This is a genomic window from Enterobacter cloacae (genome assembly GCF_013375935.1).
Lineage (GTDB): Bacteria > Pseudomonadota > Gammaproteobacteria > Enterobacterales > Enterobacteriaceae > Enterobacter > Enterobacter pasteurii.
Genome location: NZ_CP056117.1, coordinates 4,213,327 through 4,228,787, shown reverse-complemented (window position 1 = coordinate 4,228,787; position 15,461 = coordinate 4,213,327). Strand labels below are relative to the sequence as shown.

Here is a 15,461-nt window from a genome sequence, read left to right as displayed (position 1 = left end):
GAAAATAAAAATGCCAGCCGATCGGGCTGGCATTTTGCCTGCGGGGTGTACACAATGAAACAGAGAGCTATGCAACCGTTTCTGCTTCAACGGGCACGATAAGACTGGCGTGATTGCCTTTTGGCCCCTGGTGTACATCGAACCGGACGGACTGCCCGGCTTTGAGCGTCCTGTAACCATCCATCTGAATGGTGGAATAGTGAGCGAAGATATCCTCGCCGCCGCCTTCGGGGCAGATGAAGCCAAACCCCTTGGCGTTGTTGAACCACTTAACAGTACCCATTTCCATGCTTCGACATCCTTCGTAAATCTTATAAGTTAAGATGGAATGAACCGGTGGTGGAGTGGGGGCTGTTCAAAAGCTCGCCATCTCACGCTTGTACAATTTAGAGAAACGGAAGAAGCCGTCAAGCGTTTGGCGCTCGAGTTGGGACAATAATCAACCAAAATTTGAGGCAGTTAACGCTATTGCAACAGTTTGTGACAGACATCGCGGATGACAGTAATAGATGATTGTTATCTAACATCTGAGGTAGATTCAAAGTGGTTATGCATAATGGGTAAGACCAACGATTGGCTGGATTTTGACCAGCTGGCGGAAGATAAGGTGCGCGACGCGCTAAAACCGCCATCTATGTATAAAGTTATGTTAATGAACGATGATTACACGCCGATGGAATTTGTTATTGACGTGCTACAAAAGTTCTTTTCTTATGATGTAGAACGTGCAACGCAACTGATGCTTACCGTTCATTATCGTGGCAAAGCGATCTGCGGCATCTTTACTGCCGAGGTCGCGGAAACCAAAGTGGCGATGGTGAACGACTATGCAAGGGAGAACGAGCATCCGTTGCTGTGTACGCTGGAAAAGGCCTGATAAGGCATAAAATTGGGGGAGGTGCCTATGCTCAATCAAGAACTGGAACTCAGTTTAAACATGGCTTTCGCCAGAGCGCGTGAGCACCGACATGAGTTTATGACCGTCGAGCACCTGCTGCTCGCGTTGCTAAGCAACCCATCTGCCCGCGAAGCGCTGGAAGCCTGCTCCGTGGATCTGGTGGCGCTACGTCAGGAACTCGAAGCCTTCATCGAACAAACCACACCGGTGCTGCCAGCCAGTGAAGAAGAGCGCGACACGCAGCCGACGCTCAGCTTCCAGCGCGTGCTGCAGCGCGCGGTTTTCCACGTCCAGTCTTCCGGGCGTAGCGAAGTGACGGGCGCAAATGTGCTGGTCGCCATCTTCAGCGAGCAGGAGTCCCAGGCGGCCTACCTGCTGCGCAAACATGAAGTCAGCCGACTCGACGTGGTCAACTTTATTTCTCACGGAACGCGAAAAGACGAGCCTAACCAGGCATCCGACTCCAGCAACCCGATCAACAACAGCGAAGAGCAAGCAGGCGGGGAGGATCGTATGGAAAACTTCACCACCAACCTTAATCAGCTTGCTCGCGTGGGCGGAATCGACCCGCTGATTGGCCGCGACAAAGAGCTGGAGCGCGCCATACAGGTGCTGTGCCGCCGCCGTAAGAACAACCCGCTGCTGGTGGGTGAATCCGGCGTGGGCAAGACCGCGATTGCTGAAGGGCTGGCCTGGCGCATTGTGCAGGGCGACGTGCCGGAAGTGATTGCTGACTGCACCATCTACTCGCTGGATATTGGCTCGCTGCTGGCGGGCACCAAGTACCGTGGTGATTTTGAAAAACGCTTCAAGGCGCTGTTAAAACAGCTGGAGCAGGACACCAACAGCATCCTGTTTATCGATGAGATCCACACCATCATCGGCGCAGGGGCGGCCTCCGGTGGCCAGGTGGATGCGGCTAACCTGATCAAGCCGCTGCTCTCCAGCGGCAAGATCCGCGTAATGGGCTCCACAACGTACCAGGAGTTCAGCAACATCTTTGAAAAAGATCGTGCGCTGGCGCGTCGTTTCCAGAAAATCGACGTCACCGAGCCGTCCGTCGACGAAACGGTGCAGATCATCAACGGCCTGAAAACCAAGTACGAAGCGCACCACGACGTGCGTTACACCGCGAAAGCGGTACGTGCGGCGGTGGAGCTGGCGGTGAAATACATCAACGATCGTCATCTGCCGGATAAGGCGATTGACGTAATTGATGAGGCGGGAGCGCGTGCGCGCCTGATGCCGGCCAGCAAGCGTAAGAAAACCGTTAACGTGGCGGATATCGAGTCCGTGGTGGCCCGCATCGCGCGTATCCCTGAGAAGAGCGTTTCCCAGAGCGACCGCGACACGCTGCGCACTCTCGGCAATCGCCTGAAAATGCTGGTCTTTGGTCAGGATAAGGCCATTGAGGCCTTAACCGAAGCGATCAAGATGGCCCGTGCCGGACTGGGGCATGACCACAAGCCCGTTGGTTCCTTCCTGTTTGCCGGCCCGACCGGCGTCGGGAAAACCGAGGTGACGGTTCAGCTCTCCAAAGCGCTGGGCATCGAGCTGCTGCGCTTTGATATGTCCGAGTATATGGAGCGTCACACCGTCAGCCGCTTGATTGGTGCGCCTCCGGGCTATGTGGGCTTTGACCAGGGCGGCCTGCTCACCGACGCGGTGATCAAGCATCCGCACGCGGTACTGCTGCTCGATGAAATCGAGAAGGCGCACCCGGACGTGTTCAACATCCTGCTGCAGGTGATGGACAACGGGACGCTGACCGACAACAACGGGCGCAAGGCGGACTTCCGCAACGTGGTGCTGGTGATGACCACCAACGCCGGCGTGCGTGAAACCGAGCGTAAATCCATCGGCCTGATCCACCAGGATAACAGCACCGATGCGATGGAGGAGATCAAGAAGATCTTCACGCCGGAGTTCCGTAACCGTCTGGACAACATCATCTGGTTCGATCACCTGTCTACCGAGGTGATCCATCAGGTGGTGGATAAGTTCATCGTCGAACTGCAGGTTCAGCTGGATCAGAAAGGCGTGTCGCTGGAAGTCAGCCAGGAGGCCCGCAACTGGCTGGCCGAGAAAGGCTACGACCGGGCGATGGGTGCCCGTCCGATGGCGCGCGTGATTCAGGACAACCTGAAGAAGCCGCTGGCGAACGAGCTGCTGTTTGGCTCGCTGGTGGACGGCGGCCAGGTCACGGTGGGGCTGGATCAGGCGAAGAACGAACTGACGTACGATTTCCAGAGTGCGGCGAAGCACAAGCCGGAAGCGGCTCACTGATTTCTTACGTAGGTCTAAAAACCGGGCAAAAGCCCGGTTTTTTTATGCGTGCCAGGGTAAAAGCAAAACGACAACAGTGTTGTCGTTTTTAGTGTTTTCTCCCTCTCCTTGTGGGAGAGGGTTGGGGTGAGGGCAACAGACCGCAGAGGAATTTTGCGAGGCGCTTTCCATTTTCTTTCGAGGTTTGTTGCTGGATAAATTTACAGGCATAAAATGGCGGCGCACCTGCAAAATCAGGTGCCGGGATTGGCGTCCTGATTACACACGAGAAATGATGTTGATACGTTCAACTATCATCAGGTTCGTTCACACTTTTGAAAGCTAGCGATATAATCCGCAGACTCAATTATGGTGGGCTGAACCGGGGCTTCTGTTGAAGCGCCGATTTTCCGTGTGGGTCGGTACGCCAAACCGGTTCAGTCTGCCACCTGAGTTGGCGTTCGGGTGGAGATCTCATAATTTCACACGGAGTCATAATCAAATGGAAAATAATAATCTTCCCAGTTTTATAGCGAACTCTCCCTCAACCCCGATCTCCCAACCCTTGCCAAACGCTGCAACCTGCTCACCGAAATCCTGCTTGACTGCCATTCGCTCCCACAAACGCAGCCCGTTTGCCGTTGCCTCGGGGCTTATCTGGAAGAAGTTAAAACCGGCCTTGCAGAATCAATGCGTGATTTTCAGGTGGTTGAATTTGAGGACGACGCGGAGCAACCGCGACAAAAAGAGTGGCTGCTGGAGGATACCGAAACGAAATGCGACTACTGCCGGGCGTTAAACCATGTGCTGCTGGTGTCGCATTTTGACCGCGATATGTTGCCGCATTTGACGGGGTTGCTCCATGACATTACGCATTCAATGGCGGCAGATGTCTTTGCACCTCAACCTTCAGAAAAGATAATGCACATTATTTCCTGAGTGCGATCTGAGGCATCGGGGAAGCTCCTCTGACGCCAATGGTTTAACCCTTTTTTTGATGTAAACGTAAATCATTGATTTATAAGGTGTGGATTTACGTTTCAGAAAAAAGGGTTTTATGCGCAAAAGTTGATTATTTTCTTTTCTAACAATAAGATGGCGTGGTTTCCTTTCAGTTCACTGCCGTACAGGCAGCTTAGAAAGCTGAACCCATCTCTTGCAGCACGAGAAGCATGTTCACTGCCGTACAGGCAGCTTAGAAAAAGCGCCAACCGGGGCGACATACTTTGCATACGTTCACTGCCGTACAGGCAGCTTAGAAAGCGGGCGATGAGGTACTCGCTGATTTCCGTGTGTTCACTGCCGTACAGGCAGCTTAGAAAATGCGCCCTCCGTGCCGCTAGACGCAGCCATTGTTCACTGCCGTACAGGCAGCTTAGAAATGACCTGATCGCCACCATCGCATGCAGCAGTTGTTCACTGCCGTACAGGCAGCTTAGAAATTACGTTTCAGTTCTTCCAGGATGGCGCGCATGTTCACTGCCGTACAGGCAGCTTAGAAAATGCGGAAATTTTTACAGGAATTAAGGGAGGCGTTCACTGCCGTACAGGCAGCTTAGAAAAGTGAACCAATTCATGCAAGCCGGTGGCGTAAGTTCACTGCCGTACAGGCAGCTTAGAAATTATCCTGCCGCATCCGGTGACGTTTACGATTGTTCACTGCCGTACAGGCAGCTTAGAAATTTTGGCCCTTCAAACTTCAGCTCACCCGCGTGTTCACTGCCGTACAGGCAGCTTAGAAAGCTTACTGGCTGCATATATCCGAACTTATGAAGTTCACTGCCGTACTGGCAGCTTAGAAACACAGCGTCCCACTGCCACAGCGATAACCTTTGTTCACTGCCGTACAGGCAGCTTAGAAATAATCAACCAGCACCAAACAGGTGCGAACATGGTTCACTGCCGTACAGGCAGCTTAGAAAAGCCGCGCGGCCAGCACGCGATAACCCACTGAGTTCACTGCCGTACAGGCAGCTTAGAAAACAATCTGACCTCCTCATCTTGTCACAGCTGCGTTCACTGCCGCACAAGCAGCACAAACAAATCCCCTTACAAATATTCATTCTATTTATTTAAACATTAAATACCATCACACTTACACCCTCTATTTTTCAGATTAAATAAAAAATATATTCACTCGCAAATTATATCTCTACTTATATATTATTCGTAAAAATAACATCTCAAAGAGAAAGAGTGTTTTTCGCTTAATAATCACTGCAATTACTGTTCATTTGATACCCATCACATTTGTTTTCATCTTATTTTCGATAACATACCGCGCATTCAACACCTTGAAATAAAAGCCCTTGCCATGTCCGTAAACAGCATCACCCCTACAGACTTGAAAACCATTCTCCATTCAAAACGCGCCAACATCTATTACCTGGAGAAATGTCGTATTCAGGTCAATGGTGGGCGCGTTGAATATGTCACTCAGGAAGGCAAAGAATCGTTTTACTGGAATATTCCCATCGCCAATACCACGGCAGTGATGCTGGGTATGGGAACATCCGTTACGCAAATGGCAATGCGCGAGTTCGCGCGAGCAGGCGTGATGGTTGGTTTTTGTGGAACGGACGGCACGCCGCTTTATTCCGCGAACGAGGTGGATATTGACGTCTCATGGCTTTGCCCGCAAAGCGAATACCGCCCGACGGGATATTTACAAAACTGGGTCTCATTCTGGTTTGATGAAGAGAAACGTCTGCAGGCAGCAAAGCAGTTTCAGTTTATTCGTTTACAGCAAATCGAAAAACAGTGGGCAGGGCTGCGGATGCAGCGAGAAACGTCTTTTCAGCCCGATCGGGGTGCGCTGGAGACTATTCTGGAGCGTGCAAGGCAGGGTATGGAAAACGCGCAAGATCATACGTCGCTGATGCTTCAGGAAGCACAGCTCACAAAATCGCTCTACAAACTGGCCAGCCAGACGGTGGGCTATGGCTGTTTTACCCGAGCCAAACGGGGCGGTGGTGCAGATATGGCGAACCGTTTTCTCGATCAGGGCAATTATCTGGCATACGGACTGGCCGCAGTTGCGGCATGGGTGACGGGGATCCCTCATGGTCTGGCGGTTATGCACGGTAAAACCCGTCGTGGTGGGCTGGTGTTTGATATTGCCGATTTAATAAAAGATGCCCTCGTTATGCCGCAGGCATTTATTGCGGCTATGGAAGGTGAGGATAATCAACAGTTTCGTCAGCGCTGCATTAACGCGTTTCAGCAGTCCGATGCGCTGGATGTGATGATCGCCACCTTGCAGGAAACCTCGCACTCGCTGGCGGACGTCGCAAAATGAATGTGCTGATTATCTCTCGGTGTACCAAACGTGCGCGCGAGCAAAGCTGCCAGATTATCGATCAGTTCGCTGAGCGCACGGGGGACGCGGCGTGGCAGACGACGATGACGATGGAAGGCGCCATCACGCTGCGCAAGCTGCTGCGTAAAACGGCACGTCGTAACACCGCCGTGGCCTGCCACTGGTTGAAAAAAAACGGTCAAAGTGAACTGCTGTGGATTGTCGGGAATTTGCGTCGTTTTAACGCGCAAGGGCGCGTGCCAACGAATCGCACGACCCTGTAAATTATCCAGAACGACAGTGAACACCGCTGGCACAGCGCGGAAAGCATCGCCTTGCTGGCAGCGATTGCCGGGCTGTTTCATGATTTTGGTAAAGCGGGGATGTGCTTCCAGCAGACGCTTAAGGGTGAAAGTAAGCACATTTGCCAGCCGTATCGTCATGAGTGGATCTCGGTTCGTCTGTTCGAGGCGTTTGTAGGAAAACAAACCGATGAACAGTGGCTGGCATCCCTCACTCAGCTAAAAGCCGCTGACGAAAAGGCCATGTTGAAAGCGCTGAAGATGGACACAGACAAGAACTGCAGCCTTTGGGGGAGCTCCCGCCTGTGGCTAAAGTGGTGGTATGGCTGATTTTGTCGCATCACCGTTTACCGCAGTCATATTCGACACGTCCTCAGATGATCTACTGCGAAGGTTGGTTTGAGAAACAGCTGAACGCAGACTGGAACTCGCTTAATCATAAATCCACCGAAAACCATCAATGGAAAGAGCGTGATTTTAAAAATGTCTGGAAATTTCCCCACGGTACGCCGCTAAAAAGTAAAACCTGGCGCGAGAAGGCCCGACAGATTGGTAAACGCATCCGGAATCTGCCTGCGCTGCTTCACGCGGGAACGATGGATAATATCTTCACCCTCCATCTCGCCCGCCTGTCGCTAATGCTGGCCGATCGCGTTTACTCCTCTCAACCAGCTTATTCCGGATGGCAGGATGATGCCTTACAGGCGTGGGCTAACACTCACCACGGAACCGAGCTTAACCAAAAACTTGATGAGCACAATGTTGGTGTCGCCCATCATGCGCTGTTGATGGGGCGCTCTCTTCCGGCGTTGCGCCGTTCATTACCTGCCATCGCCCGGCATAAAACGTTCCGGGAACGAGCGAAAGAAGAGCGTTTTCACTGGCAAAACAAGGCGTGGGACGTTGCGTCTTCTCTGCGCGAGAAGAGTGCTGAGCAGGGCTTCTTCGGCATCAATATGGCCTCGACCGGATGCGGTAAAACCTTTGCCAATGCCCGAATTATGTACGCTCTGGCAGATGAGCAGGCAGGGTGTCGTTTCAGCGTGGCGCTGGGGTTACGCACGCTGACGCTGCAGACGGGTCAGGCTTTGCAGTCGCGCCTGATGCTGGATGACGATACGCTGGCCGTGGTGACCGGTGCCGCAGCAGTGAAGGAGCTCTATCAGGGGAATGACGCCGAAGATACCCGCAGTGCCAGCGACGAAACGTTCTTCGCCAGCCATCACTACGTGCATTACGAAGGGGCGACCAGTAGCGGTATCGCTCAGCAGTGGCTTGCGAAAGAACCAGCGCTTAATCGTCTTGTCAGTGCCCCGGTGCTGGTGACAACGATCGATCATCTGATGCCAGCAACGGAAAGCATACGCGGCGGCAGGCAGATCCCTGCCATGTTGCGTTTGCTGACCAGCGATCTGGTACTTGATGAGCCTGATGATTTCGACGTCGAGGATTTACATGCCCTGTGCCGGCTGGTGAACTGGGCGGGAATGCTCGGTTCTCGCGTGCTGCTTTCCTCCGCGACGCTTCCTCCTGCACTCACGGAAGCGCTGTTTGAGGTCTACCGTGAAGGTCGCAAAGCATGGCAGGTGGCTTGTGGTCTTTCAGGCAGACCTGTGAGTATCTGTTGTGCCTGGTTTGATGAGTACGGCGCGCAGTCGCAGGAATTGGCCGACGATGCTCAATTCCGTCAGGCGCATGGCGATTTTGTCAGGCAGCGGATTAAACGTCTGCCAAAGCAGCCTCAGCTTCGTCTGGGTAAATTGGCCGCCGTGGAGCCGCACGCTTCCTGTGCTACCGACGTTGTCTCTGCACTGGCGCAGACGTTGCACCAGCAAACAATCGCTCTGCACGGTCATCATCACAGCTCGCATAAAAGCGGCAAAACCGTGTCATTTGGTCTGGTGAGGATGGCGAACATCAATCCGCTGGTTGCCGTCGCGCAGGCGCTGATGGCATTACCTTCTCCGGACAATTACCGCATTCATTATTGCGTGTACCACAGCCAGCACCCGCTGGCGGTGCGTGCGGCGATTGAAAAACGACTCGATGCCGCGTTCACGCGACACAAACCGGATCAGGTCTGGCAGTTGCCTGAAGTTAGGCAGGCGCTGACGTCACCGGAACAGCATCATCTTTTTGTCGTGCTCGGAACATCCGTTCTCGAAGTCGGGCGCGATTTTGATGCCGACTGGGGGATTATCGAGCCGAGCTCGATGCGTTCACTTATACAGTTTGCGGGGCGTATTCAGCGCCATCGCCAGATCGTTCCGGATACTGAAAATCTGGTGATTCTGGAACGCAACGTGCGCGCGCTCCGTGGAGAAAAGGTGGCTTATTGTAAGCCAGGATTTGAAACCGAACACCATCTTCTGCCTCATCACGATCTCCATGAGCTGCTCAGTGAAGAGGGCTATCGCACGCTAAATGCAATACCGCGCATCGTTGAAAATCTGCCCGGCAATGTGCTGGCGACGCTGGAGCATGCCCGGTTGCGCGCCGTGCTGCTGGACGGTGGCGATAAATCAGATGTGGTGGCCGCGTCGTGGTGGCGGCTACCGCTGACGTGGAATAGTGAGTTGCAGCGGCGGACACCGTTTCGCGCTTCATCACCGCAGGAGTCATTTTATCTGACAATGAAAGAAGAAGATGACGAACCCGTATTTTGTTTGCTTCAGGAAAATAGTGAACCGAAATCTTCGGAACGGTTTTGCGAACAGCCGTTATCAATGGCTCACGGCGTAGAACCGTGGATTGCAATTGATTATGCCGGGGTATTACAGGCGCTGGCCGAGACGAAGCAAATGGAGTTGGCTGCGGTGTCGCGACGGTATGGTGAAATTACGTTAAGAGTCAGCAGGGAGGAGGAGACGGAACAATGGCTATATCACTCGATGTTAGGTGTGTTTCGCGCCCTCTAACGCGGGCGCGAGCTGCTTGTTCAGCAGTATAAAATAAATGATAAGAGCCTCATATACTTCTAAGCTGTCTAGGCGACAGTAGATAAGCATTATATTTATTTAAGGTTTTTTGGCAAGAGTATGTCGTTTAAAGGTAAAAGCCTAATATAGGTGTGGATGAACGTTTTGAAATGGAGTACTTTATTTTTACTCAGATAAAGGAATGTTTCACTGCGATGATTATTATCAGGTTTTTATTTTTCTTAGTTATGATTCTGTTTTGTTTTTATTCTGGCTATTTATATTAAATATAATTGCGCGATTTATATTTTTATTGATTATAGGTGCAAGAGTTAGGGTGATATATGAAAGAAGGAACACTATTCTCATTTATTACAGCTTTTATTGCCGAACGACGGCAAATAAAGCTGGAAGCATTTGATAAAGAGGCCGCAAAGCGCAGCGATATTGATAGCGCAACGCTTGCGGCAGAACGCCGGGAACTGGAGCTTCGCTATGAGCCGAAAGCATGGCTGACGGATGCCGCGAAGCGAGCCGGACAAATTAACCTCGTGACCCATGCGGCGAAGTTTACCCACGGGGATTCAAAAAGTAGCAGTATCTACAGCGAGGCAGTGGCTAAGGAAGGGTATCTCAGCACAGCGACGCTGTCAGGTCTGGAAACGGATGCGGTGGGTAACGCCGCTGCACTGGACGTCGCGAAACTGCTGCAAACGCGGGTAGAAGATGGTGATTCTCTACTAGCTAGTCTAAAACGTGGCGATCGCGCTGCGCTGGCTGCTTTTACCGATGACGCCAGTCAACTGAGCGAATGGATTGCCGGATTTTCCCGTGCATTGACGCCCGGCGAACCAGCTTCACACAAGCTGGCGAAACAGAATTATTTTCCGGTTGATGATGATTACCATCTCTTAAGCCCGCTGTTTGCCACCTCACTTATTCACGCCCTGCATCAGAAAATGATTGCCTTCCGTTTTGGAGGCGATGTTAAAGCCATCTGGAAAGCCAGGCGCGAGAAAACCTGGCATCCCACTCCGCTGACGTTATTCCCTGATTCAGCGGAAATACACTTCGGTGGTACGAAACCGCAAAACATTTCCTATCTCAACAGCGTGCGCGGTGGACGGAGCTGGCTACTTTCCTGCCAGCCGCCGCAGTGGAAAAGGGCAGAAAAGCCGCCAACGAGTTTACGTTCTGTTTTCGCCAGAGGTGGGCAATTTGACCGCCGTGCGAAGAGTCATATTCATTTGCTTGTGTCATTACTGACGAAAGCGGGCGATTACACCAGTTTTCGTATTCGCGAAGCCCGCGATGGCTATATCAATATAATTATCGATCTCTTGTTCGAGATCGCATCTGACTTTCAACGTGAAACCGCGCAGAACTGGACGCTTAACTGTCCCGATCTGAAACCCCATCAACAGCTCTGGCTCGATCCCTGGCGTACAAAAACAGACGAAGCCTTTCGTCTTGAGCGTGAAAAAGACGACTGGCAGGACGCTGTGGCAGAAGATTTTTCCCTTTGGCTGAACGCACGTCTGCGCAAGTCGATGCCGGATTTAGGTGCTGTGGAAAAACGTGAATGGGAAACCCGCGAGCGCTTACGGGCCAACCTCCGAGAGATGGAAAAAATTATCCAGGAGGCGCTGAAATGAGCTCACTGATTCTGCTTCGCCGTGTGAGAGTTGAAAACGCCAACGCGATTGCTGGCCTGACCTGGGGTTTCCCTGCGATCACCCATTTTGTGGGGTTTTCCCATGCTTTGTCGCGCAGGTTGACAGAAAAGCATGGGCTGCGCATTGATGGCTGTGCCGTCGTGAGCCACGAGCACCAGATCCACGCGCATACGTCTGGCCGCGATTATCAGTTCGCCCTGACCCGCAATCCCCTTACCCGTGAAGCGAAAACGGCCTCCTTTAATGAAGAGGGCCGCATGCATATGACGGTTTCATTGCTGCTGGAGTGTCATGGGGAAATCCCAAACGGTGAATACGGGCAGCGCGACCTCGCCGAGTTTCTGTCTCAGATATGCCCGACGCTTCGACTGGCGGGGGGGATCATCGTCGATATCCAGAATATTTCGGTTATGGCGATGCCTGCCAGCGCTCAGGAGATGAGCCGATTACAGTGGCAACTGATGCCGGGCTTTGCCCTGCGCGATCGCAGCCGCTGGCTGAGCGAACATCATCAAACGCTTCTTGAAAGCAATCCTGATGCCACGCTGCTTGATGCCTGGCTCGATTTCGCGGCGTTGAAAATGCAGGCCGAAACGCCGGACGAGGGCGATATCAGGGAAGGGGATCCGGCCAGTTGGCTCTACGTTCCCAAACCTAAACCCGGGTATCTGGTGCCATTAATGACCGGTTATCAGCGCATCTCAGAATTGTATGCTCCGGGTGTGGTCGCAAACGCGCGTGATGCAGAAACACCCTTTGCGTTTACCGAAGCGGTGTATGGCATAGGCGAGTGGTGCGGTCTGCACCGAGTTCGGTCATTAGAAGACATTTTCTGGCGTTATCGCACGACGGAAACAGGTTACTACTGTCAGGGCGCGGGCGCGCCGATGACATCTGAACATTTAAATTAAAAAGGACTTATCTATGGCAAAGGCACCCACTGCCGTTAAAACGGCATCTGTACTGGCATTTGAACGTAAACTGGCGACCTCGGATGCGGTGATGTATTCAGGAAGTTGGGAAGGAGAGATCTGGCAACCGATCAGGATTCAGGAAAAAGCGGTACGCGGTACGATCTCAAACCGTCTCAAAAACGCACTTACCAACGATACGGCAAAACTGGATGCTGAGATCCAGAAAGCCAATCTCCAGCGTGTAGATGTGGCGTCGCTGCCTGCGGACGCGGATACCTTACAGGTTAAATTTACCCTGCGCGTGTTGGGAAATCTCTCCACGCCTTCGGTGTGTAACGACCGTACTTATCAGGATGAACTTCAGCAGGTCATTGATGGGTATATTAGTGAACACGGTTTTACTGAACTGGCGCGTCGTTACGCAACCAATCTGGCAAACGGACGTTTTTTATGGCGTAACCGTGTCGGTGCTGAAAAGATTGTTGTAAAAATCACTGGCCGCCAGCTGTGGACCTTTGACGCGTACGGCTACGGATTACGTGATTTTACCGCCTGCGATAAACAACTCACCCAGCTGGCTCAGGAAATTGAGAAAGGACTGAGCGGTAACGGATTTGTTCTGCTTAACGTAGAAGCACAGGTGCTTCTCGGCGCAGGGCAGGAGATCTTCCCATCGCAGGAATTGGTGCTGGACAGCAATAGCAGCAAAAGCCGTCTGCTTTATCAGGTGGATGACGTCGCCGGTATGCACTCGCAAAAAATTGGCAATGCGATCCGTACTATCGATACCTGGCATCCAAAAGTTGATGAACTGGGCGCGATAGCCGTTGAACCTTATGGCTCAGTCACCAGCCGCGGTGTGGCGTGTCGCCAACCGAAAGAGAAAATGGATTTCTACACTCTCCTCGACAACTGGGTCACGAAAGGCCAGAAGCCGGATGTTGATCAGCAACATTACGTGATGGCCGTCCTGATCCGTGGCGGCGTATTTGGTGAAAAGGGCGAGTAAGGAGTGGTTATGGATCACTATCTTGAGATCCGCGTCCTACCCGACCCGGAGTTTAGCGAGGAGATGCTGATGGCCGCGCTGGTGGCTAAACTGCACCGCGCGCTTGGGCAGCGAGGGCAGGGGGATATTGGTATCAGCTTCCCTGAGTATGGCATTAAGTCCGGCCCGGTGTTACGACTGCACGGTACTCACCCGGCGTTAAGCGATCTCGAATCACTCATATGGCGAAAAGGATTAAGTGACTACTGCATGTCCTCGGGCATCCAGCCCGTGCCTGACGTCAGCCAGTGGCGCTGTGTAAGCCGCGTCCAGGTGAAAAGTAGCGCGCAGAGGCTCATGCGACGCTCGGTTAAAAAAGGATGGTTAACAGAGGAGGAGGCGCAACAGCGTCTTCTGACGATGCAGGAGGCGAGGACGGATTTACCCTGGCTTAACCTGCGCAGTCTCTCTACGGGCCAGTCTTTTAAACTCTTTATTCGCCATGGAGAGTTGCTCTCTGCACCTGTCTCCGGGCTGTTTACGAGCTACGGACTCAGCGCGACGGCAACGGTTCCCTGGTTCTGAGATGCATAACCGCATCAGCGTTCAGGGTGCGGTTTTTTCAGCCAGTCGGGTATCAAAAATAAAGGGCAGTTGCTGAACTGAATTGAGTGCCGTGTGGAATGCAGGGTGTAAGGGGTTAAGAATGGCATTGTTTTCATAAGGGATGATACAGGAAGGTAAGATAAGAGCTAGGGCCCTGTTAGCCTGCAACCACCCGGTTCCTAGATCCATTGTCGATACGGGGGCTGGATTTTCCTGCCAGTCCTCGGGTAGCCACGTTTTATCCAGATAATCGATCTGTTCATCCGGGATATCAATACTGAAAAGCTGGTACTGATTCAGCACGGTATCTTTTCTGACGTGTACCAAAATTTCCAGTGAGGCCAGTGAAATGGAGGTGGAAACATACACAGCTGGATGGCCTTTATGATTCCAGCGCCCGCCATACTGGTTTGCACCACTTCCACTCCACGCTTCACTGGCATAGCGTCCCGTCACCAGGCGATAAAAAATCATGCGAACACTCCGTGTTCGAGTCGACCAATCAAATCGGTGACTTCCAGCGCACCGGTTTCCGTGGCTATCAGGTCGACAGGCGCAACATTCCCAAGCCCGCGCACAGGTGCCTGCAGCCAGTTCCACGCATCTTCTTTACTGCCAAAATAATCGACGGCAGCATCCAGCACCCGAACAAAACGGGCCACGCGTTCGCTCTCATCTGGCGTCAGCGTCCGTCCCGCGCTTTTGCGTCGGGCAACGTTACGCTCATTAATCCCTGTAACGCGCAAAATATCTGCTTTCGACATGGCCGTCCACTCATGGATATTTTCGAGGACGCTGACGGGTAAACCCTGGTTAAGATATTGAATCAGCCGCATACCTCTGTTTGCAGGTAAACCAGCATAGCGCCACAGCGTGTTATCAGCAGGTTTTTGCGCGGGGACCCATGTTCTCATAGTACCTCCTTAGTAATGTCATTTGTCATGGGTAAGTATAGTCATTTGTCAGGTGTGATGGAATGGCTGTTTTTTATGCCGGGTAGTTTATGAGAAAAGGGCGTTTGACCCTAATTTTTAACTTATTTTAATTCATTGATTTTAAATGAGTATTTTACTGGCTGAAAAAGAGGGGCAGAGAAGGGTTTTTAGCTTTTTTTGTATGAAAATCATCAAGGTGTAGAGATATTATTTCAGTGCACTGCCGTACAGGCAGCTTAGAAAGTAAAATTATGGATGTGCCGTTCTACAAGGACGTGCACTGCCGTACAGGCAGCTTAGAAAACCCTCACATTGCCAGCCTGTCGCTGGCTTTTGTGCACTGCCGTACAGGCAGCTTAGAAAATCAGAAGGCGTGGCTGCTTTGGAACTACAGCGTGCACTGCCGTACAGGCAGCTTAGAAATTCACTGTCTGCCCCAGGGCGTCCGTAATGGTGTGCACTGCCGTACAGGCAGCTTAGAAATTTATCGTTCCGTTGACGTGCAATAGGTTGGCGTGCACTGCCGTACAGGCAGCTTAGAAAGTTAAAACGGACGTTCAAAACGTCCGTAAACGGTGCACTGCCGTACAGGCAGCTTAGAAACCGCCAACGGACGGGTTTTAGACCGGAGTTTTGTGCACTGCCGTACAGGCAGCTTAGA

The 15,461-nt window shown here is 52.3% G+C and carries 10 protein-coding genes, 2 pseudogenes and 2 CRISPR repeat arrays (1 of these 14 running past the window's edge); of the genes and pseudogenes, 9 read left to right on the top strand and 3 right to left on the bottom strand.

Annotation, left to right across the window (positions count from 1 at the left end; genetic code table 11):
* Positions 1–67 precede the first annotated feature (67 nt).
* The gene (gene cspD / locus HWQ14_RS19880) at positions 68–289 is read right to left on the bottom strand and encodes a cold shock-like protein CspD (RefSeq protein ID WP_006809408.1); all 222 of its coding nucleotides are present in this window, start codon (positions 287–289) and stop codon (positions 68–70) included.
* Between the two features lie 267 nt (positions 290–556).
* Between cspD and clpS the strand changes: the two genes are divergently transcribed.
* The 9 genes and pseudogenes from clpS to cas6f all read left to right on the top strand — a co-directional run bounded on the left by clpS (position 557) and on the right by cas6f (position 13,844).
* Positions 557–877 (top strand): ATP-dependent Clp protease adapter ClpS, encoded by a 321-nt coding sequence (gene clpS, locus HWQ14_RS19875; RefSeq protein WP_006174393.1) that lies wholly within the window; start codon positions 557–559, stop codon positions 875–877.
* A 27-nt stretch (positions 878–904) separates the two neighbouring features.
* Positions 905–3,184 (top strand): ATP-dependent Clp protease ATP-binding subunit ClpA, encoded by a 2,280-nt coding sequence (gene clpA, locus HWQ14_RS19870; RefSeq protein WP_148418755.1) that lies wholly within the window; start codon positions 905–907, stop codon positions 3,182–3,184.
* Between the two features lie 498 nt (positions 3,185–3,682).
* Positions 3,683–4,102: pseudogene (locus HWQ14_RS19865) on the top strand (hypothetical protein); the annotation flags it as partial.
* 175 nt (positions 4,103–4,277) lie between these two features.
* Positions 4,278–5,145: direct repeats of the CRISPR family, unit length 28 nt; unit sequence GTTCACTGCCGTACAGGCAGCTTAGAAA.
* Between the two features lie 332 nt (positions 5,146–5,477).
* Positions 5,478–6,461: a type I-F CRISPR-associated endonuclease Cas1f gene (gene cas1f / locus HWQ14_RS19860; protein ID WP_176610746.1), complete on the top strand. Its 984-nt coding sequence runs from the start codon at positions 5,478–5,480 to the stop codon at positions 6,459–6,461.
* A pseudogene (gene cas3f / locus HWQ14_RS19855) lies at positions 6,458–9,681 on the top strand (type I-F CRISPR-associated helicase Cas3f). The gene cas1f and the pseudogene cas3f overlap by 4 nt, the downstream one beginning before the upstream one ends.
* Before the next feature lie 344 nt (positions 9,682–10,025).
* Positions 10,026–11,336, top strand: a complete 1,311-nt coding sequence (gene csy1 / locus HWQ14_RS19850) for a type I-F CRISPR-associated protein Csy1 (protein WP_176610745.1) — start codon at positions 10,026–10,028, stop codon at positions 11,334–11,336.
* Positions 11,333–12,268, top strand: coding sequence for a type I-F CRISPR-associated protein Csy2 (csy2, locus tag HWQ14_RS19845; protein WP_176610744.1), 936 nt, complete (start codon positions 11,333–11,335; stop codon positions 12,266–12,268). The genes csy1 and csy2 overlap by 4 nt, the downstream gene beginning before the upstream one ends.
* A gap of 13 nt (positions 12,269–12,281) precedes the next feature.
* The gene (gene csy3, locus HWQ14_RS19840) at positions 12,282–13,280 is read left to right on the top strand and encodes a type I-F CRISPR-associated protein Csy3 (protein ID WP_176610743.1); all 999 of its coding nucleotides are present in this window, start codon (positions 12,282–12,284) and stop codon (positions 13,278–13,280) included.
* Positions 13,281–13,289: 9 nt separating this feature from the next.
* Positions 13,290–13,844, top strand: coding sequence for a type I-F CRISPR-associated endoribonuclease Cas6/Csy4 (gene cas6f, locus HWQ14_RS19835; protein ID WP_176610742.1), 555 nt, complete (start codon positions 13,290–13,292; stop codon positions 13,842–13,844).
* Between the two features lie 21 nt (positions 13,845–13,865).
* On the opposite strand, the gene HWQ14_RS19830 is transcribed toward cas6f, so the two are convergent.
* A complete protein-coding gene (locus HWQ14_RS19830) occupies positions 13,866–14,339 on the bottom strand; it encodes an RES family NAD+ phosphorylase (protein ID WP_176610741.1) in 474 nt (157 codons plus the stop codon).
* A complete protein-coding gene (parS, locus tag HWQ14_RS19825; RefSeq protein WP_176610740.1) occupies positions 14,336–14,779 on the bottom strand; it encodes a type II RES/Xre toxin-antitoxin system antitoxin in 444 nt (147 codons plus the stop codon). Before parS ends, HWQ14_RS19830 begins: the two co-directional genes overlap by 4 nt.
* A gap of 236 nt (positions 14,780–15,015) precedes the next feature.
* Positions 15,016–15,461: direct repeats of the CRISPR family, unit length 28 nt; unit sequence GTGCACTGCCGTACAGGCAGCTTAGAAA; it runs 362 nt beyond the window's last position.